Source organism: Streptomyces fuscichromogenes (assembly GCF_014645815.1).
GTDB classification, from domain to species: domain Bacteria; phylum Actinomycetota; class Actinomycetes; order Streptomycetales; family Streptomycetaceae; genus Streptomyces; species Streptomyces fuscichromogenes.
Window position 1 is genome coordinate 1 of record NZ_BMML01000055.1, and the last position, 21276, is coordinate 21276.

Genomic DNA, 21276 nt, shown 5'->3' on the forward strand with positions numbered 1-21276 from the left:
GAGTTGCACGGGACGGGGACGCCGGTGGGGGATCCGGTGGAGGCGCGGGCGTTGGGTGAGGTGTATGGGCGGGAGCGGGTGGTGCCGCTTGTGGTGGGGTCGGTGAAGTCGAACATCGGGCATCTGGAGGGTGCTGCGGGTGTGGTCGGGCTGATCAAGGCGGCTCTGTCGGTGCGTGAGGGGCAGGTCCCGGCGAGTCTGCATTTTGAGTCGCCGCATCCGGGGATCGATCTGGAGGGGTGGCGGCTGGAGGTCCAGAGGGGGCTGGGGCCGTGGCCGGTGGAGGGTGTGCGCAGGGCGGGGGTGTCCTCGTTCGGGATGGGCGGTACCAATGCCCACCTGATTCTGGAGCAGGCCCCCCGGCAGCCCGCCACTGCAGGGCCTGACCGGTCGGGTGGGGGCGGGCTGGTGCCGTGGGTGCTGTCCGCACGCACCCGCACGGCACTGCGCCACCAGGCCACCCGGCTGAAGGAGTACGTCACCGGGAACGGCCGGCCCGACCCGCTCGACATCGGCTTCTCCCTGGCCGGCACGCGGACGGTGTTCGACGAGCGGGCGGTGGTGCTCGGCGATGACCGTGCCGAGCTGCTGGCGGGGCTGGAGGCGCTGGCCGCGGGGGAGTCGTCGGCTGGTGTGGTGCGGGGGCGTGCCTCGGGTGGCCGTCTGGCGGTGCTGTTCACGGGTCAGGGGGCGCAGCGGGCGGGGATGGGCCGGGAGCTGTATGCGGCCGAGCCGGTGTTCGCCGAGGCCTTCGACGCGGTGTGTGCGGTCCTGGACCCCCATCTCCCGCAGCCGTTGAAGCGGATCGTGTTCGGCGGCGGTCCGGAAGGCCTCCTGGACCAGACCCGGTTCACGCAGGCCGCGCTGTTCGCGGTGGAGACGGCCCTGTTCCGGCTGGCCGAACACCGCGGACTGCGCCCGGACTTCCTGATCGGGCACTCCGTCGGCGAGGTCACCGCCGCGCACGCGGCCGGTGTCCTCTCCCTCGCCGATGCGGGCGTGCTGGTGGCGGCGCGGGGGCGGCTGATGCAGGCCGCCCGCCACGGCGGCGCGATGCTCGCCGTCGCCGCCCCCGAGGCGGACGTCGTCCCCGTCCTGGCCGGCTTCGAGGGCCGCCTGGACCTGGCGGCCGTCAACGGCCCCTCCGCGGTGGTCGTCTCGGGTGACGCGGACGCGGTGGAGGAGATCGCGGGCCGGTTCAGGACGGAGGGGGTCCGGGTCAAGGCGCTGACGGTCAGTCATGCCTTCCACTCCGTCCACATGGACGAGGTCCTGGCCGAGTTCACCCGCACCATCACCGCCCTGACCTTCAACCCGCCGGCGATACCGGTGGTCTCGAACGTGACCGGCCGGATCGCCACTGCGGAGGAGCTGACCGACCCGGGCTACTGGGCCCGGCACATCCGCGGCACCGTCCGCTTCCACGACGGCCTGAGCACCCTCGCCGCCCAGGACGTCACCACGTTCCTGGAACTGGGCCCGGACCCGGTCCTGACCGCCATGGTCCAAAACACCCTGGCAGCAGGCGAGTTCACCGCCGCAGCAGCCCTGCAGAAGGGCAGGGACGAAGAGCGCTCCCTGCTCTCCGCGCTTGCCGCCGCCTGGGCCAACGGCGCCCCCGTCGACCTCACCGGGCGGGTCACCGGCGGCCGGCGTGTCCCCCTGCCCACCTACGCCTTCCAGCGCAAGCGGTACTGGATCGACGTGTCCCCGAACCCGCGGCTGCCGCAGACCGCCACGGCAGCGGCTGCCGTCCCCGAGGCCGGTACCGGGGACGAGGAGGAGCGGCCCACCGGATGGGCGCAGAAACTCAAGGCCCTGACCGGTGCGCAGGGTGATCGCATCCGCACCACCATGCTGGCCGCCCTGGTGTGCCGGCACACCGTGGAGATCCTCGGGTACGGGAGTGCCGACGAGGTCGACCCGGCGCTCACCTTCAAGGACCTCGGCTACAACTCCCTGACGGCGGTCGAGTTACGCAGCCGTCTCGCCGCCGATCTCGACCTCTTCCTGTCCCCGTCGCTGGTCTTCGACTACCCGACCCCGAACGCCCTCGCCGCGCACATCGTCCGGGAGCTTGTGGCCCTGCCGGACCGTACGGCACCCACCCTGCCGGCGGGCGGCGGTGAAGTCTCCGACGAGCCGCTGGCGGTGGTCGCCATGGCGTGCCGCTACCCCGGCGCAGTGGCCTCTCCGGAGGATCTGTGGCGGCTGGTCGCGGAGGGTGTCGACGCGATCGGTGCGCTGCCCGGGGACCGTGGCTGGGACCTGGAGGGCATCTACGACCCCGAGCGCGGCGTCAGCGGGAAGACCTACGCCCGCGACGGCGGGTTCCTCTACGGCGCCGGTGAGTTCGACGCGGAGTTCTTCGGGATCAGCCCCCGTGAGGCGGCCGCGATGGACCCCCAGCAGCGACTGCTCCTGGAAACCGCCTGGGAGGCGCTGGAGCGGGCCGGGATCGACCCGGTGAGCCTGCGCGGCAGCGACACCGGCGTCTTCGCGGGGGTGACGCAGCAGGACTACGGGCCGCGCCTGCACGAGCCGGCCGACGGCTTCGAGGGCTACCTCCTGACCGGCGGCTCGGCGAGCGTCGCCTCGGGCCGTATCTCCTACGCCCTGGGTCTGGAGGGGCCGGCGATCACGGTGGACACGGCGTGCTCGTCCTCTCTGGTCGCGCTGCATCTGGCCGTGCAGGCGCTGCGGCAGGGGGAGTGCTCGCTGGCGCTGGCGGGCGGTGCCGCGGTGATGGCGACGCCGGGGATGTTCGTGGAGTTCTCCCGGCAGCAGGGGCTTGCGCCCGACGGCCGCTGCAAGGCGTTCTCCGACACCGCCGACGGCACCGCGTGGGCGGAGGGCGCGGGTCTGGTGCTGCTGGAACGCCTCTCCGACGCCCGCCGCAACCACCACCCCGTCCTCGCCGTCGTCCGCGGCAGCGCCGTCAACCAGGACGGCGCCTCCAACGGCCTGACCGCCCCCAACGGCCCCGCCCAGCAGCGGGTGATCCGCCAGGCCCTCGCCAACGCCGGTCTCAGCGGCGCGGACGTGGACGCGGTCGACGCCCACGGCACCGGCACCAAGCTCGGCGACCCCATCGAGGCGCAGGCCCTGATCGCCACCTACGGCCAGGACCACACCGCCGAACAGCCCCTGTGGCTGGGTTCGCTGAAGTCGAACATCGGGCATGCGCAGGCGGCGGCCGGGGTCGGCGGGGTCATCAAGATGGTGATGGCGCTGCGCGCCGGAGTCCTGCCGCGCACGCTGCACGTGGACGCGCCGACCTCGCACGTCGACTGGACGGCCGGAGCCGTGTCGCTGCTGACGGAGGAGCAGCCCTGGCCCGAGACGGACCGGCCGCGGCGGGCGGCGGTGTCGTCGTTCGGGATCAGCGGCACCAACGCCCACCTCATCCTCGAACAGGCCCCCGAAGCCGAGGCGGCCGAGGCGCCGTACGCCGGGGACGGTGCCGGTCCGGTGCCGTGGGTGCTGAGCGGCCGTACCGAGGAGGCCCTGCGCGAACAGGCCGCCCGGCTCGCCGAGTTCGTCGAGGGCCGGCCCGAACTGGCCCCCGCCGCGGTCGCCCGTGCGCTGGTGACCACCCGGTCCGCGTTCGAGCACCGTGCGGTGCTCGTGGGCAGCGGGCGCGCCGAACTCCTGCAGTCCCTGCGTGCGCTGGCGTCCGGCGGCAGTGCGGCTGCCGTGGCGCCGGGACAGACCGTGTTCGTCTTCCCGGGGGCCGTGCCCGGTGCCGGCTGGGCCGCCGACGTGCTGGAACTCGCCGGTTCGGTGCCGGAGTTCGCGGACCGGCTGCAGGAGTGCGGTGCCGCGCTGGGGCGGTACCGGCAGTGGGATCTGCGGGACGTGCTGCGCGGGGCGCCCGGCGCTCCGGGGCTGGAGGAGCCCGAGGTGGCGCGGGCCGTGCTGTGGGCCGTGGAGGTGGCGTCGGCCGCGCTGTGGTGGTCTTTGGGCGTGCTGCCCGACGCGGTCGTCGGGTGTGGCGTGGGTGAGATCGCGGCCGCCTGCGCGGCGGGGGTGCTCGCGGTGTCCGACGCCGCCCGGGTGCTCACCGTTCCCGGTGACGAGGCCGAGGCCCGGCGGCTGCTGGAGCCGCTGCGTCCGGGCACCGCGGCGGTCACCGTGCACGGGAGGGACGGCCGGCCGGTGGATCCGCAGGCGCTGACTGCCGGGTACTGGCTGGAGTGCCTGCGCCACGACGGGTCGCGCGGCGCCGATCAGCCGCCGCCGGAGCTGCCGGCTGCCGGTACGGGCGTGGCCGCCGTCGAGTGCGGTCTGTGGCCGGCCGGGCCGGATGCGGGGACCGCGGCGCAGCACAGCGCGGTGGGGCGGCTGCTGGAGGCCGCGGCCCGGCTGTATGTGCGCGGCGTGGCCGTCGACTGGGCCGGGCTGCTGCCGGGGAGCGCTCCGGTGCAGCTGCCGACGTATCCGTTCCAGCGGCGGCACTACTGGCTGCGCCCGCAGCCGCTGCCCGCCGGTGTCCCGGCGGCGGGTCTGGACGAGGCCGGCCACCCGCTGCTGGGCGCGGTCGTCCCCGTGGCCGACGGTGAGGAACTGCTGCTCTGCGGCCGGCTGTCGCTGCGGGAGCAGGAATGGCTGCGCGACCACACCGTGGCCGGGACGGTGCTGCTGCCCGGTACCGCGTTCGTGGAGATGGCGCTGCGGGCGGGGGCGGAGGCGGGCTGCGGTGTGCTGGCGGACCTGACGCTGGAGGCGCCGCTGCCGCTCGCCGACCGGGCGGTGCGGATCCAGGTCGCCGTCGGCGCGCCGGACGGCCAGGGGCGGCGGCCGGTGAGCATCCACTCCCGGCCCGAACAGCCCGAACAGCCCGAACAGCCCGAAGAGCACGAAGAGCCGGAGCGGCCTGAACTGGCGGAGCGGTCGCAGGGGCTGGGGCCGTGGACGCGGCATGCCGTCGGGCTGCTGGCGCCGGACGAGGAGCCGCCCCCGGCGGTGGCGCAGGAGGAGTGGCCGCCGCGGGACGCCGAACCCGTCGACCCGGCCGGGCTGTACGAGGCGCTGGCCGCCCGGGGCTATGCGTACGGTCCCTGTTTCACGGGGGTGAGCGCGGCCTGGCGGCGCGGCGCCGAGAGCTTCGCCGAGCTGGACCCGGCCGTGTTTGCCGGCGCGGGCTCCTTCGCCGTGCATCCGGCACTGCTGGACGCCGCCCTGCACGCGGGACTGCTGCCCGCCGCCACGGCAGCGCAGACGCAGGCGCAGACGGAGGCGCAGGCGGAGGCGGGGGCGGGGGCCGCAGCGGGGGCGGGGGCCGGCGGGCCGAGGCTGCCGTTCGTCTGGTCGGGAGTGCGGCTGCATGCCGCCCCGGCCGGCGGCCCGGTACGGGTGCGGCTGACGCAGACCGCTCCCGACACCCTCGCCCTGGACCTCACCGGCTCGGACGGCCGGCCCGTCGCCGGCGTGGAGTCGCTGGCGCTGCGCGCGGTGCCGGACGGTGCCCTGCTGCCCGAGGCCGCGAGCCGGTGGCTGTACGCCCTGGACTGGGTCCGGGCCGGTACGGGCCAGGAACACGCGCCGCCGGCCGCAACCGTGGCCGTCGTCGGCACCGCCGGGACCGGGAACGAGAACGAGAACGGGAACGGGAACGGAAGCGAGACCGGGAACAGGACCGGGAACGGGACCGGGAACGGGAGTGAGGGGGCGGGTGAGGGCGGCAGCGGGGGGTGGCTCGGTGACGCTCTGGCCGCCGCCGGTGTCAGTGTCGTCCGGTATCCCGGCATGGCGGCCCTGCTGGCCGCCGCGGCGGACGGCGGGCCGGTCCCGGAACTGGTCCTGCTGGATGCCTCGGCCCCCTCCGGCCCGCCCGCTCCGCCCGCTCCGCCCGCGCCCGGTACGTCCGCGCCCGGTACGTCCGCGCCGGGCACGCCCGCGCCGGGTACGCCCGCGCCCGGTACGTCCGCGTCGTCCGCGCCGGGCACGCCCGGTGTACGTGACGTGTCCGGTGTGTCCGGTGCGCGGGATGTGCCGGGGCAGGTGCGTGCGCTGACGCACCGCCTTCTTCGCGATCTCCAGCAGTGGCTGGAGCGGCCCGAGGCGGCCGGGTCCCGGCTCACCGTGGTGACCTGCAAGGCGGTCGCGCCGTACGAGGGTGACGACGTCACGGATCTGGCGGGGGCCGCGGTATGGGGTCTGCTGCGGACCGCCCAGGCCGAGCAGCCGGGCCGGTTCGCGCTGCTGGATGTGGGCGGGTTCGGGCCGGCGGACACGGACGGGCTGGCCGGTGCGCTGGCCGCCGGGGCGCCCCAGCTCGCCCTGCGGGAAGGCAGGCTGCTGGAGCCCCGGCTGGTCCGGGCGGTGCCGGCGGCCGGCCGGCCGGCCGGCCCGCTCCTCGACCCGCAGGGCACGGTGCTGGTCACCGGGGCGTCCGGCACGCTGGGCGCTCTGTTCGCCCGGCACCTGGCCGCGCGGCACGGCGCCCGGCATCTGCTGCTGGTCAGCCGGCAGGGCGCCGGTGCTCCCGGGGCCGGTGAACTGGCCGCGGACCTCGCCGCGTCGGGAGCGGAGGCGGCCTTCGCCGCCTGTGACGTCGCCGACCGGGACGCCGTGGCGGCCCTGGTGGCGTCCGTGCCCGCGGCGCACCCGCTGACCGCGGTCGTGCACACCGCGGGTGTCCTCGACGACGGCACCCTCACCTCGCTCACCGCGGACCGTTTCGACACCGTCCTTTCGCCCAAGGCCGACGGCGCCTGGCATCTGCACGAACTCACCCAGGACCTCGGCCTGTCGGCGTTCGTGCTGTTCTCCTCCGTCACCGCTGCCCTCGGCAACCCGGGCCAGGCCAACTACACCGCCGCCAACGGCTTTCTGGACGGCCTGGCCCGGCACCGGGCGGCCAGGGGCCTGCCCGCGCTCTCCCTGGGCTGGGGGCTGTGGGGGCAGTCCACCGGGCTCACCGGCCACCTCGGCCGGGCGGATCTGGCCCGGATGACGCGGGGCGGTATCGCCCCGATGCAGACCGCGCAGGGCCTGGACCTGTTCGAAGCGGCCCTCGCCGCGGACCGTGCCGCGCTCGTCCCCGCCCGTATCGACCTCGCCGCCCTGCGGGCCGACGCGGACAGCGGTGTCCTGCCGCCCGTCCTGGCCGGCCTGGTGCGCCCGCCCGCCCGGCGCGGGACCCGGGCGGCCCGTACCCCTGAGGGCCAGTGGGCCCGGCAGATCACCGCCCTGCCCCCGGACCAGCGGCGGTCCGCCGTCGCCCCGCTGGTGTTCACCCATGTCGCGACCGTCCTGGGCCACGACACCCCCGGCCGCGTCGAGGAGAACCGCCCCTTCCGCGAGGCCGGGTTCGACTCCCTCGCGTCGGTGGAACTGCGCAACAGACTCGGCGCGGCCACCGGCCTGACGCTCTCCCCGACACTGGTCTTCGACTACCCGACCCCCGCCGCCGTCATCGACCACCTCGTCGAACTGGCCGCCGGCGCGAACAGCAGCACGGCCCCCGGCGCCACGGCCGGGACACCCGGGCCCGCCACGGCCGGCGACCCCGTCGCGATCGTCGGCATGAGCTGCCGCTACCCGGGCGCGGTGGCCTCACCGCAGGACCTGTGGCGGCTGGTCGCCGACGGCGTCGACGCGGTCGGCGCGTTCCCCGACTCCCGTGACTGGAACACCGCCGCCCTCTTCGACCCCGACCCCGACCGGGCCGGCCACACCTACTGCACGCAAGGCGGCTTCCTGTACGACGCGGACGCCTTCGACGCAGGGTTCTTCGGGATCAGCCCGCGCGAGGCCGCGGCCACCGACCCGCAGCAGCGGCTGCTCCTGGAGACCACCTGGGAGGCGCTGGAACACGCGGGCATCGACCCGCAGACCCTGCGCGCGAGCCGTACCGGGGTGTTCGCGGGCGTCATGTACAACGACTACGCCTCCCGGCTGCACCCGGCACCCGAGGGCTACGAGGGCCATCTCGGCAACGGCAGCATGGCCAGTGTCGCCTCCGGCCGGATCGCCTACACCTTCGGACTGGAGGGCCCGGCCGTCACCGTGGACACGGCCTGCTCCTCCTCCCTGGTCGCCCTGCACCTGGCCGCGCAGGCCCTGCGGCAGGGCGAGTGCACGCTGGCCCTGGCCGGCGGTGTCACCGTGATGTCCACGCCGACCACCTTCGTCGAGTTCAGCCGGCAGCGGGCACTGTCCCCGGACGGCCGCTGCAAGGCCTTCTCCGAGTCGGCCGACGGCACCGGCTGGGCGGAGGGCGTGGGCATGCTCGTACTGGAACGCCTCTCCGACGCCCGCCGCAACCACCACCCCGTCCTCGCCGTGATCCGGGGCAGCGCGATCAACCAGGACGGCGCGTCCAACGGCCTGACCGCTCCCAACGGCCCCGCCCAGCAGCGGGTGATCCGCCAGGCCCTGGCCGATGCCCGGCTCGGCGCCGGGGACGTGGACGCGGTCGAGGCCCACGGCACCGGCACCCGGCTCGGCGACCCCATCGAGGCGCAGGCCCTGATCGCCACCTACGGCCAGGACCACACCGCCGAACAGCCCCTGTGGCTGGGCTCGCTGAAGTCCAACATCGGCCACTCGCAGGCCGCCGCCGGAGTCGGCGGCGTCATCAAGATGGTCATGGCGATGCGCGCCGGCCTCCTGCCGCGCACCCTGCACGTGGACGAGCCGACCTCGCACGTCGACTGGTCGGCGGGCGCGGTCTGCCTGCTGACCGAGGAACAGCCCTGGCCCGAGACGGACCGGCCGCGCCGCGCCGCGGTCTCCTCCTTCGGGATCAGCGGCACCAACGCCCACGTCATCCTGGAGGCACCCGGCTCTGCCGGCCAGCTGCCCGCCGCCCCCCGCCCCGTGCCCTACACGGGCCGCCTCCCGTGGCTGCTCAGCGCCCGCTCCGAGGACGCCCTGCGCGCCCAGGCCGCCCGGCTGCACGCGTTCGTGACCAGCGAACCCGCGCCCGCGCCCGAGGACGTCGCGCTCGCCCTGGCGACCACCCGGACCGTTTTCGGCCACAGCGCCGCCGTCCTCGGCAGCTCCGCCGGGGAACTGCTGGCCGCGCTGGACGCCCTGGCCACCGGGACACCGTCGCCGGACGTGCTGCGCGGCCGGTCCACGGACCCCGGCCGTACGGCGGTGCTGTTCACGGGTCAGGGGGCGCAGCGGGCCGGGATGGGCCGGGAGCTGTATGCGGCCGAGCCGGTGTTCGCCGAAGCCTTCGACGCGGTGTGTGCGGTCCTGGACCCCCATCTCCCACAGCCGTTGAAGCAGATCGTGTTCGGCGGCGGTCCGGAAGGCCTCCTGGACCAGACCCGGTTCACGCAGGCCGCGCTGTTCGCGGTGGAGACGGCCCTGTTCCGGCTGGCCGAACACCGCGGACTGCGCCCGGACTTCCTGATCGGGCACTCCATCGGCGAGGTGAGCGCCGCACACGCGGCCGGTGTCCTCTCCCTCGCCGATGCGGGCGTGCTGGTGGCGGCGCGGGGCCGGCTGATGCAGGCCGCCCGCCACGGCGGCGCGATGCTCGCCGTCGCCGCCCCCGAAGCGGACGTCGTCCCCGTCCTGGCCGGCTTCGAGGGCCGCCTGGACCTGGCGGCCGTCAACGGCCCCTCCGCGGTGGTCGTCTCGGGTGACGCGGACGCGGTCGAGGAGATCGCGGGCCGGTTCAGGGCGGAGGGGGTCCGGGTCAAGGCGCTGACGGTCAGTCATGCCTTCCACTCCGCGCACATGGACGAGGTCCTTACCGAGTTCACCCGCACCATCACCGCCCTCACCTTCAACCCGCCGGCGATACCGGTGGTGTCGAACGTGACCGGCCGGATCGCGACCGCGCAGGAGCTGACCGATCCGGGTTACTGGGCCCGGCACATCCGCGGCACCGTCCGCTTCCACGACGGCCTGAGCACCCTCGCCGCCCAGGACGTCACCACGTTCCTCGAACTGGGCCCGGACCCGGTCCTGACCGCCATGGTCGACAACGCGTTCGGCGAGGACGGCCCGGCCGTCGTCGCCGTCTGTGCCCTGCGCGCGGGCCGGCCCGAGTACTCCTCGGTCGGCACGGCGCTGGCCGCCGTCAGCCGGCAGGGCCCCGTCGCCCTCGCGGTGACCGGCGGCGCGCCCGCCGGCTGGCTGGAGCTCCTGGGGCGGCACGGGGCCCGGCCGGCGGCCCTGCCGACGTACGCCTTCCAGCGCGAGCGCTACTGGCTGCGGGCGACGGCCGGCGCCGACCTCCCGGCGGCCGGACAGGACACCGCCGGCCATCCGCTGCTCGGCGCCCGGGTGCCGCTCGCCGACGGTGGCGGACTGCTGTTCACCGCCCGGCTGTCGGCGGACGACCACCCCTGGCTGGCCGACCACAAGGTCGCGGGCCAGACCGTGCTGCCCGGCGCGGCCCTGGCCGACCTGGCCGCGCACCTGGGCGACCAGCTCGGCTGCGACCGGGTCGACGACCTCACCCTGGAGGCACCGCTGGTCCTGCCCGACGGCGGGGCCCTGCGGCTGCAGCTCGCCGCCGAACCCGCCGACGACAGCGGCCGGCACGCCTTCACCGTGCACTCCGGGCCGGCCGACGGCTTCGGCCCGCAGGCCGCGCAGTGGACCCGGCACGCCACCGGCACACTGTCGGCGGGCGCGCCGGCCCCCCGGGCCTGGGACCGGCAATGGCCGCCGCCCGGCTCCCAGGTCCTGGACCTCGACGACCTCGACGAACGCCTGAGCGCCGCGGGACTCGGCTACGGCCCCGCCTTCCAGGGGGTGACGGCGGCCTGGCGGCACCACGACACCCTCTACGCCGAGGTCGCCCTGCCCCGGGAAGCCCACGACGCCCAGGACGCCCAGGACGGCGGCCCGGACGGCGGCGGCTTCGGCATCCACCCGGCGCTGCTCGACTCCGCGCTGCGGCCGCTGGCCCTGGGACCGGCCGGGCCCGGCGAGGGCCCCGACACCGCCCACATCCCGTTCTCCTGGAGCGGACTGACCCTGTACGCCGGCGGCGCGACCGAGCTGCGGGTACGGATCACCCCCGCCGGCGGCCACAGTGTCGGCCTGGAACTCGCCGACCTGTCCGGGGCGCCGGTCGCCCGGGTGGAGGAGCTGTCCCTGCGGGCGCTGCCGGCCGCGGAGCTCGCGCCGGCCCGGCCCGGCCCGGGGCTGCTCACCCTGGACTGGGTGACCACGGCCGACACAGCCGACACAGCCGGTGCGGCCGCCGGTGGGGCCGCCGGTGGGGCCGGGTCGGCGGCGGTGCCGGACCGCTGGGCCGTGCTGGAGGGCACCGGCCCGGTGGCGCTGCCCGCGGGGACGGCGGCCGTGTGCCATCCCTCGCTCGCCTCCGTCGCGGTGGCCGCCAAGGACGGTGACACCGCGCCCGGTGTGCTGCTGGCCCGGATCGCCCTGGACACCGGCCCGGCCGTGACGGTGGTGGAGGCCGCCCACCGGGCGGTCGCCGAGACGCTGGGCCTGGTGCAGGAGTGGGCCGCGCTGGAGGCCCTCGCGGACATCCCGCTGGTGCTGCTGACCTCGGGCACCGCGGCCGTGCTGCCCGGCGAGGTACCCGACCCGGCCGCCGCGGCGGTGGCCGGGCTGCTGCGCACCGCGCAGGCGGAGCACCCGGGACGGCTCGTCGTCGTCGACACCGACGACGCCACTGACGCCACCGGAGCCTCGACGGCTGCCCTGCCCGGCGCGGTCGCACGGGCACTGGCCGAGCGGGAACCGCAGTTCGCGCTGCGCGCCGGACGGTTCTACGTCCCCCGGCTCACCCCCGACACACCGGCCCCGGCACCGGACAGTGCCCCGGCCCCGCACAGTGCGGCGGCCCCGGACGGCGTCCCGGTACCGGACAGCGTGCCGGTACCGGCTGGTGCGGGGGCCGTCTTCGATCCTGACGGCACCGTGCTGCTCACCGGAGCGACCGGGCTGCTGGGCGGCCTGGTGGCCCGTCACCTGGTGAGCGTGCACGGTGTCCGGCGGCTGCTGCTGGTCAGCAGGCGCGGGCCGGACGCCCCCGGTGCGGCCGAACTCGTCGCCGCGCTGGGCGGGCTGGGAGCGCAGGCGCGCCTGGCGGCCTGCGACACCGCCGACCGTGCGCAGCTCGCGGCGCTGCTGGAGAGCGTGCCGCACTCGCATCCGCTCACCGCGGTCGTGCACACGGCCGGTGTCCTGGACGACGGTGTCCTGGGCAGTCTCACCCCCGCCCGGATGGATGCCGTGCTGCGGCCGAAGGCGGACGCGGCCTGGCATCTGCACGAGCTGACCGCCGGCCACGGCCTGACCGCGTTCGTGCTGTTCTCGTCCATCGCGGCGACCATCGGCACCCCCGGCCAGGCCAACTACGCGGCGGCCAACGCGTTCCTGGACGCGCTGGCCCGCCGCCGCCGGGCCGCCGGGCTGCCGGCGCTGTCCATCGGCTGGGGCCTGTGGGGCGGAGGCGGCGGCATGGGCGAGGAGCTCGGGCGCAGCGACCTGGCCCGGCTGTCGCGCTCCGGGATCGCCGCGATGTCCCCGACGTCCGCGCTGGGCCTGCTGGACGCGGCGCTCGCGGGGCCGGGCCCGGCGCCCGTCGCCACCGGCCTGGACCGGGCCGCGCTGCGCGCCCGGGCCGGCGCCGGCGACCTGCCCGCGCCGATGCGCGGCCTGGTCCGGGCGCCCGTGCGCAGGGCTGCTGCCCGCGCGGGGAGCCCGGAGGCGGCGTCGTGGGCCGACCGGCTGGCCGTACTCGGCCCCGACGCACGGCACACGGCGGTGCTGAGCCTGGTGACCGGGCAGATCGCCCAGGTCCTGGGACACGCCGACGAACGGGCCGTGGGCGGCGGACGCGGCTTGCAGGAACTGGGGTTCGACTCCCTGACCGCCGTGGAACTGCGCAACCGGCTCACCGCCGCCACCGGCCTCCGGCTGCCCGCCACGCTCGCGTTCGACCATCCGACCGCCGCCGCCCTCGCCACCGAACTCACCGGACGCCTCGCCCCCGCCACCCCCACCGCCCCCGGTGCCGCCGCGCTGAGCGCGGAACTCGACCGGCTGGAAGCCCTGCTGGCCCGAAACGGCGCGGCCCCGGAGCACGCCGGGCTCGGCACCCGGCTGGCCGGCCTGCTGCGCACCTGGCAGGCCGCCCAGGACGCCGCCGGATCCCAGGCCGGCGGCGAGGACCTCGCCGAGGCCACCGACGACGAACTCTTCGCCGCCCTGGACGACGAACTCGGCCCCCTGGGCTGAGCCCCCCGCAAGGAGAAACACCCCGATGAAGCCGAAGACGCAGACGGGAACGGAAATGGAAGAGGTACGCGTGTGAGCCGTTGGCGCTCCAACCCCTGGGTGGTGCTGACCACACTCGCCCTCGGGTTCTACATGACCCTGCTGGATCTGACCATCGTCAACGTGGCGATGCCCGACATCATGGCCGACCTCGGCGCCTCCCTGGACCAGGCGCTGTGGACGGTCAGCGCCTACGCGCTGGTCCTGGCCGTCCTGCTGATCACCGCGGGCCGGCTGGGCGACCTGTACGGGCCGCGTTCGCTGTTCCTGACGGGGGTCGTCGTCTTCACCCTGGCCAGTGTGGTGTGCGGGCTGGCGCAGAGCCCCGCCGAACTCATCGCCACCCGCGCGGTGCAGGGACTGGGCGCGGCTTTGATGGGACCGCAGACCATGGCCCTGATCGTGTCGGTGTTCCCGCCCGAGCGGCGCGGCGCGGCCATGGGCGTGTGGGGCTCGGTCGCCGGCGTCGCCACGATCTCCGGGCCCACCCTGGGCGGCCTGCTGGTCAGCACGGCCGGCTGGCGCTGGATCTTCTTCGTCAACCTGCCCATCGGGATCGCCGTCGTGGTGATGACGCTGCTGGTGGTCCCCGACATCCGCAGCGGCCGCGCGCACCGCTTCGACGTCACCGGTGTCGTCCTGGCCAGCGCGGCCCTGCTCGCCCTGTGCTTCGGGCTCCAGGAGGGTCAGCGCTACGGCTGGAACGGCATGATCATCGGGTGCATCGCGGCCGGTGCCGTGCTCGTCGCGGTGTTCCTGCTGCACCAGCGCAGCCGCCAGGACCGCGAGCCGCTGCTGCCGTTCGCGGTCTTCCGGGACCGCAACTTCACCCTGATGTCCCTGATCGCCGGCCTCATCGCGATGTCGATGCTGGGCCTGGTCCTGCCGCTCAACCTCTACCTCCAGTCCGACCTCGGCATGAGCGCCCTGCGCGCCGGCCTCACCCTGGCCCCCTCACCCCTGGTGTCCATGGCCGTGGCCCCGTTCGCCGGCCGGATGTCGGACCGGATCGGCGGCAAGTACGTGCTGATGTTCGGCCTCGTCATGTACGGCTGCGGGATCGCGCTGGTCAGCCGGCTGGCCGGCCCGGACAGCGACTGGTACACCTTCACCCCCGCCCTGCTGGTGACCGGGCTGGGCACCGGCTGTCTGCTGGCGCCGCTGGCCGCCGAGGCGATGCGCGGGGTCGAACCGCGGCTCGCGGGAGCCGCCAGCGGCGTCAACAACACGATCCGCCAGCTCGGTTCGGTCATCGGGTCGGCGGGCATCGGCGCGCTCATGCAGCACGAGCTGACCTCCCAGGTCCGCTCCGGCGCCCGCACCCGTGCCACGGCGCTGCCGGCGTCTGCCCGCGACGGCTTCCGCACGGCGTTCGTCGCCGACGACTCCCGGGCCGCCGGCGCCCGGCACGTCGCGGCGTCCGTGCCCCGTGAACTGGCCGCCACCGCCGGCCGGCTGGCCCGTGAGGTCTACGCCGACGGCTACCTCGCGATGGTGCACACCACGATGCTGCTGCCCGTCTGCGCCCTGGCCGTGGGCCTGCTGGCCTGCTGCGCGGCCACGTCCCACACCCGCCGTGCCGCGGCCGGGAAGAAACCGGCGGCCCCCGCCCCGGCGGACGCCGCAGTCCGCTGAGCCCCGGCGGACGCGGCGGTCCGCTGAGTCCCGGCGGGCGCGGCGCCGCGTCGTGACGAAGGCCGCCCCGGACCTCGTGGTCCGGGGCGGCCTTCGGGTGCGGCGGCGCCGGCCGGCCCGCCGCGGGTTCACCAGGTGACGGGCAGGTGGGCCAGGCCGCCGGTGAGGGTGTCGTCGCGGAACTCCAGGTCGTTGGGGCAGGCGGCGAGCTGCAGGTCGGGGAACCGCTCGAACAGCGTGGAGAAGACGATCTGCAGCTCCACGCGGGCCAGGCTGGCGCCGATGCAAAAACGCGGGCCGTGGCCGAAGGCGAGGTGCTGCGGGATGTCCCGGCTGATGTCGAAGACATCGGGGTCGTCGAACATCTGCGGGTCCCGGTTGGCGGCCGTGAACGGCAGCAGGACCAGGTCGCCCGCCGGGATCGTCACCCCGCCCACCTCGATGTCCTGGTGGGCGTAGCGCGGCAGCACGTCCTGGGTGGAGGGAGCCGCCGCCCGCAGGATCTCCTCCACCGTGTTCTTGATCATGCCCTGCGGGTCCTGCTGGAGCTTGTGACGCTGGTCGGGGTTGGTGAGCAGCAGCAGGGTGCCGATGTCCAGACGGGTCACCGTGGTCTCGTGCCCGGCGAACAGCAGCGCGGCCCCCAGACCCGCGATCTCGTCCTCGCTGAGGTTCTCCCGCTCCTCGGCCTCGATCAGGTCGGAGAAGACGTCCTGGCCCGGATCGGCCCGCTTCACCGCGATCAGCTTGTGCATGTAGTTGGTGAGCCGGTCCCAGGCGGCCTGCGACTCGGCCCGGTTGTACAGGTTGGTGGCGCCGTTGGAGTACAGCCGGAACTCCTCGCGGTCCTCGCCCGGCACACCGAGCAGCTGGCAGATGACCAGCACCGGCAGCGGGAAGGACAGCGCCTCGTGGAAGTCGGCCGGATTGGGGCCGGCCGCCATCTTGGTGAACAGGTCGTCGACGATCTGCTCCACGTCGAGGCGGAGCTTTTCCACCCGGCGTGCCGAGAACGACGGCGCGAACAGCCGGCGCATCCGGGACCGGTTGGCGATCTCGTCCTCGGGCCTGCCGAGCGGCCCGCTGATCACCGCGGCGTTGGCGATCCGGGCGGCGCTGTCCGGGTCCGGGTGCGAACGGCCCAGCCGCGGATCGTTGAAGAGCTGCTTGATCTCCTTGTAACGGGTGATCAGCCACCCCTCGTCGCCGGCCGGCGTGCCCACCCGGGCCACCGGGTGGGCGGCCCGCAGCCGGTGGAACATCGGCGCGATCGACGTGGCCGGGCACTGCGCGTCCCGTTCGAACGGGAGCCGCGGCAATTCCTGGATTGCTGTCACGGTGATGTACTCCTCGGAGGTCATGGAACGTGCTCTCGCGGCACGCGAAAAGGAGCGGCTTTTTTCTCCGTCCGCCGGGCACGGTATTCCGCCGCGCTAAAGCTGGCTTAAAACTTCCGGCCCGATCCCCTTGCCGCCGCCCGCTTTTGCCGCCCGCAAGCCCGGTGAAAGCGCCCCGCAAGACCGGCGGGCGATTCTGGGCGCAGGCGTGTCGGCGTCCGCCCGCCGGATTTCTCTCCGACACCTCCCGCCGACCCGACAGACGAATGGGGAAGAGACTCAGAAATGAAGGTCGAGAATATCTTCCTGGCCGGCATCGGAACCTTTCTGCCGGACCGGGTCACCACCGCACAGGCCGTCGAGAACGGCTGGTACGACGAGGAGTCCCGCGCGGCCAGCGGAATGATCTCCGTCGGTGTCGCCGGCGGGACACCGGCCCCCGACATGGCCGTCGCCGCCGCCCGGGAGGCCGTCAAACGCTCCGAGCACCGCCCGGACGACTTCGCGGCCCTGCTGCACACCCCCGTCCACCACCAGGGCCCGGAGATCTGGTCGGCGCCGCACTACGTCCTGCACCAGACCCTCGACCGGCCCGTGCCCGCCCTGGAGATCCGCCAGGGCTGCCTCGGCATGATCACCTCGATGCGGCTCGCCGCCCAGTGGCTGACCACGGACCCGGGCCGGGACGCCGTCCTGCTCACCGCGGGCGACAACTTCTCCACGCCCGGCATCGACCGGTGGCGGGTCAGCAGCCACTACCTCCTCGGCGACGGCGGCTCGGCCGCCGTCGTCTCCCGCCGCGAGGGCTTCGCCCGGCTGCTCGCCGTCCACTCGGTGTCCTGCCCCGAGGCGGAGGTGCTGCACCGGGGCGGCGAACCCCTCTTCCCGCCCTCCGTCACCGCCGGCCGGCCACTCGACCTGGAGGAACGCAGCGAGTGGATCAGGGCCCAGTGGGCCGCCGGCGTGCTCCCGCCGCTCTTCCACCTCGGTGACGTGGTCACCCAGGTCGTCGGCCGGGTCCTGGCGGACACCGCACTGCACCTGGACGACATCGCCCGGGTCGCCCACAGCGCGGTCGCCCTCGACCAGATCAGGAACGGCTTCCTCGACCCGCTCGGCATCGACGAGGACCGCGGCACCTGGCAGTTCAACCGGACACTGGGCCACAGCGCCGGCACCGACCAGATCGCCGGCCTCGAACACCTCCTGGACAGCGGCCAGGTCGGCCCCGGCGACCGGGTGCTGCTGCTGGCCGCGGCCGTCGGCATGGAGGTCGGCGCCGCCGTCGTCGAGATCACCGCCACCCCCTGACCGGGCACCGCCCCCACCCCACCCCACCTCACCTCACCCCGACCCGCCGCGCAGAAGGAAGACCGCCATGACCGCACCCGACGCCCCGGCACCCGAGGACACCCGCCAGGACACACCCGCGGACACCCGCCAGGACACACCCGCGGACGCCCGCCAGGACGCACCCGGGGACGCACCCGGGGACACACGTGAGGAGATTCGTGAGGAGATACGTGAGGCGGTGGCGGCCGTGCTCGGCCTCCCCGCCCGCGACCTCGCCGACGACGTCAACCTCGTCCAGATGGGCATGAAATCCCTGCACGTCATGCAGCTCATCAACACCTGGCGCCGGCAGGGCCGCACGGTGACGTTCCGCGACCTCGCGGCCGACCCCACCGTCGAGGCCTGGACGGCCCGCCTCACCGCCCGGCCCGCCACCGCCTGACCCCGCCCCGCCCCGGTCCGCCCCGGCCGGTCACGGCCGGTCACGGCCGGTCACGGCGGCAGCCCCGCACCGGACACCGCGACGCCCGGGGGCGGCACAGGACCCGCCGGCCCTGTCCCGCCCCCGGGCGTCGCGGTCCTTCGCGGACCCGGCCCTCAGGCCCGCACCGGCCCGAACCACGCGCTCACGGCCGCGGCCAGGCCCCCGGCGTCCGCCGCCGCGGAACCCGCCCAGGCCACATGCCCGTCAGGACGCAGCAGCACCGCCTCCGCCGGGATCTGCCCGGACGGCTTCACCGCCACCGCCGTCAGCCGCTCCGCCCGCCCGGCCACGGCCGGCGCCACCGCCGCGCCCGCCCCGCCCAGATCCAGGAACAGCCCCCGCCCGCCGCTCAGCAGCGCGGGAACGCACGTGGCGCCACCGGCCCCCTCCAGCGGCACATGCGGCAGCCGGCGGCCCACCAGGGCCGGCGCCCCCTGCGGCGCGTAACTGACGTCCAGACCGGTGGACAGCTCCAGCAGATACCGGTTCACCTCGGGAAACCGCAGCAGCTCCGTCACCAGCTCACGCACCGGCCCCACCCGCCGCGCCGGATGGATCAGCGCCAGCTGGGCGTCCGTGGCCGCACCGGCCCGCACCCCCTGCGGACGGCGCTCCGCCTCGTACGTCTCCAGCAGCCCCTCGGGCGCCCAGCCCGCCAGCTGTGCCGCCAGCTTCCAGCCCAGGTTCAGCGCGTCCTGGAAACACAGGTTCAGCCGCAGCCCCGCCAGCGGATAGAAGGTGTGCGCCGCGTCCCCCACCAGGAACACCCGGCCCGCACGGTAACGCTCGGCGATCCGGGTCGGACCGCCGTAGCGCTCCACCCAGCGCACCGGCACATCGGGGAAGGCCGCCTTGTTGATGCGCTCGACGGCCGCCCGCAGCTCCGCCGCGTCCGCCCGCCCCCGCGCACCGGGAAGCTCGGTGTCGAACTCCGCCGTCACGATCCGGGTGACACCCGTGTCCGTCGGCACCGCCGAATAGATCCCCCCGCCCGGCGACACCTTCGAACCACGGTGCACCTCGGGCAGCTCGCCGAGCGGCACCGCCACGTCCGCGACCAGCCCGCAGCTGGAGGAACCCGCACCCGTGAACGCGATCCCGGCCAGCTCCCGCACCCGGCTCGACTCACCGTCCGCACCCACCAGATGACTGCCCCGCACCACGTACTCGCCCTCGGGGCCGCGCACCCGCACGTCCACCCCCGAGCCGTCCTGCGTGAAGCCGAGCAGCTCATGACCCCGGCGCAGCACGGCACCCCGCTCCCGCACCGCCCGCTCCAGCCGGCGCTCCACATGCTGCTGGCCCAGCAGCAGCGCCGGCTGGTGACGCCCGCCAAGCGCAGCGTCGTCCAGCCAGATCAGCGAATAGTGCGTGCCCTGCACGGGCTTGCTGAACGGCAGCAGCTCCGCCAGCAGCCCCCGCATCTGCAGCAGCTCGGCCGCCGACACGTTCAGCGCCTGACCGGGGACACGCTCACTGGGCTGCGCGAGCCTGTCCAGGACGACGGTCTCCACGCCCCACAGCCTCAGCTCGTGCGCGAGCATCAGCCCGGCGGGCCCGCCGCCCGCGATGATGACCGGACCGGACATACCTGACTCCCTTCCTGCCCGATGCCCCGCACGGCGCATCAGGCGATACCGAGTTCGTTGTCGATGAGGTCGAAGATCTCCTCGTCCGTGGCCGCGGACAGCTCCCGCACAGCCCGGTCCCCGCCCGCCGCCTCCCGGCTCTCCTCCAGCCGCAGCAGGAAGTCCTGGAGCCGGCCCGCCAGCCGCCCCGCCGCACCCGGCGGCACCGCCTCCTCGTCCCCCAGCCGCTCCTGGAGCCGGTCCACCTCCGCCAGCAGCGCCGCGAACGGATCCTGCCGCGCCGGCGCCAGCAGCCCCTCCAGATGAACGGCCAGCGCCTCCGGAGTGGGATGGTCGAAGATCAGGGTCGGCGGCAGCCGCTGACCGGTCGCCGCCGTCAGCTGATTACGCAGCTCGTACGCCGACAGCGAGTCGAACCCGAGCACCGTGAACGGCCGCTGCGGATCGACACCCGCCGGCGAGGCATGACCCAGCACCGCCGCCGCACTGCCCCGCACCAGCTCCCGCAGCACCCCCAGCCGCTCCGCCGCCGGCAGCCCGGCCAGCCGCTGCGACAACGCCGGCCCCGCCGCCTGCCCGCCGCCCGCCCGCCGCCCGCCCGGCATCCCGCCGCCCCGCCCGGCACGCCCCGAGGCCAGCCGGCCGAACAGCGGATCCAGCAGCCCCGCCGCCGCCCGCCCGGCCAGCACCGCGCTGTCCACACCCACACCCACCACCAGCGGCTGACGCAGCGCCAGCGCCGCGTCGAACTGCCGCAGCCCCTCCTGCGGCGACAACGCCAGCACACCGCCCTGCGCCAGCCGGCCCCGGGCCCGCTCGTCGAGCCGGCCGCCCATCCCGTCCGCCGTGTCCCACAGCCCCCAGGCCAGCGAGGTCGCCGGCAGCCCCAGGGCATGACGGTGGTGGGCCAGAGCATCCAGGAAGGTGTTGGCGGCCGCGTACCCGGCCTGCCCCGCGTTGCCGAGCAGACCCGCCGCCGACGAATACACCACGAACGCGGCGAGATCGAGCCCCAGCGTCTGCCGGTGCAGATTCCAGGCGCCGTCCACCTTCGGCGCCAGGACCGCACCGAGCTGCTCCGCCGTCAGCGCGTGCACGGGCGCGTCGTCCAGCACACCCGCCGTGTGCACGACCGCCGTCAGCGGATGAGCCGGATCGACGGCCGCCAGCGCACCGGCCACGGACCGCGGATCCGCCGGATCGCACGCCACGAACGTCACCCGCGCGCCCATCGCGGTCAGCGACCGCGTCAGCTCCCGCGCCGCCGGATGCCCCCCGCCCCTCCGGCCGGCCAGCAGGAGATGCCGGACACCGTGCCCGGTGACGAGATGGTGCGCGAGGAGCCGGGCGAGGGCTCCGGTGGCACCGGTGATCAGCACGGTCCCCTCCGGGTCCGGCTCCCGCCCCACCGTCAGCAGCGTCTTGCCGACATGCTGCGCCTGGCTCAGGAACCGCAGCGCCTCCGGAGCACTGCCGATGTCCCACGACGTGATCGGCGGCGGCGTCAGCACCCCCGCCTCGAACAGCGCCACCAGCTCGCCGAGCATCTCCTGGATCCGGTCGGGCCCCGCGTCCTGCACGTCGTAGGCGCTGTACCGGACCCCGGGATGCGCGGCCGCGACCTCGGCGGCGTCACGGACGTCGTTCTTGCCGATTTCGAGGAAGCGTCCGCCGTGGGGGAGCAGGCGCAGGGAGGCGTCGACGAATTCTT

General features: G+C 75.1%; 7 protein-coding genes. 4 read left to right on the forward strand and 3 right to left on the reverse strand.

Annotated features, from left to right (window positions below; genetic code table 11):
• Positions 1-13188, forward strand: a 13188-nt coding sequence (locus IEZ11_RS51735) for an SDR family NAD(P)-dependent oxidoreductase (protein ID WP_373295087.1), incomplete at its 5' end; no start/stop codon positions are given.
• A gap of 72 nt (positions 13189-13260) precedes the next feature.
• On the forward strand, positions 13261-14862 hold the full coding sequence (locus tag IEZ11_RS49085; RefSeq protein ID WP_189269618.1) for a DHA2 family efflux MFS transporter permease subunit: 1602 nt from the start codon (positions 13261-13263) through the stop codon (positions 14860-14862).
• A gap of 128 nt (positions 14863-14990) precedes the next feature.
• Here the strand turns inward: IEZ11_RS49085 and IEZ11_RS49090 are convergent, their stop codons facing one another.
• Complete coding sequence (locus tag IEZ11_RS49090) at positions 14991-16199, reverse strand: cytochrome P450 (RefSeq protein ID WP_229713963.1); 1209 nt, start codon at positions 16197-16199, stop codon at positions 14991-14993.
• A gap of 285 nt (positions 16200-16484) precedes the next feature.
• On the opposite strand from IEZ11_RS49090, the gene IEZ11_RS49095 reads away from it, so the two are divergent.
• Positions 16485-17510 carry a ketoacyl-ACP synthase III family protein gene (locus tag IEZ11_RS49095; protein ID WP_189269620.1) on the forward strand — a complete coding sequence of 342 codons (1026 nt, stop codon included), beginning with the start codon at positions 16485-16487 and terminating at the stop codon, positions 17508-17510.
• A 67-nt stretch (positions 17511-17577) separates the two neighbouring features.
• Positions 17578-17934, forward strand: coding sequence for a phosphopantetheine-binding protein (locus tag IEZ11_RS49100; protein ID WP_189269621.1), 357 nt, complete (start codon positions 17578-17580; stop codon positions 17932-17934).
• A gap of 155 nt (positions 17935-18089) precedes the next feature.
• Here the strand turns inward: IEZ11_RS49100 and IEZ11_RS51740 are convergent, their stop codons facing one another.
• Both IEZ11_RS51740 and IEZ11_RS52150 read right to left on the reverse strand, forming a co-directional pair.
• Positions 18090-19565 (reverse strand): FAD-dependent monooxygenase, encoded by a 1476-nt coding sequence (locus IEZ11_RS51740; RefSeq protein ID WP_189269622.1) that lies wholly within the window; start codon positions 19563-19565, stop codon positions 18090-18092.
• Positions 19566-19603: 38 nt separating this feature from the next.
• A partial coding sequence (locus tag IEZ11_RS52150; RefSeq protein WP_189269623.1) for an SDR family NAD(P)-dependent oxidoreductase occupies positions 19604-21276 on the reverse strand: 1673 nt, incomplete at its 5' end.

Coding starts and splice junctions, on each gene's coding strand:
- IEZ11_RS49100 (WP_189269621.1), top strand. CDS start 17,578: ATGACCGCACCCGACGCCCCGGCACCCGAGGACACCCGCCAGGACACA.
- IEZ11_RS51740 (WP_189269622.1), bottom strand. CDS start 19,565: ATGTCCGGTCCGGTCATCATCGCGGGCGGCGGGCCCGCCGGGCTGATG.
- IEZ11_RS49095 (WP_189269620.1), top strand. CDS start 16,485: ATGAAGGTCGAGAATATCTTCCTGGCCGGCATCGGAACCTTTCTGCCG.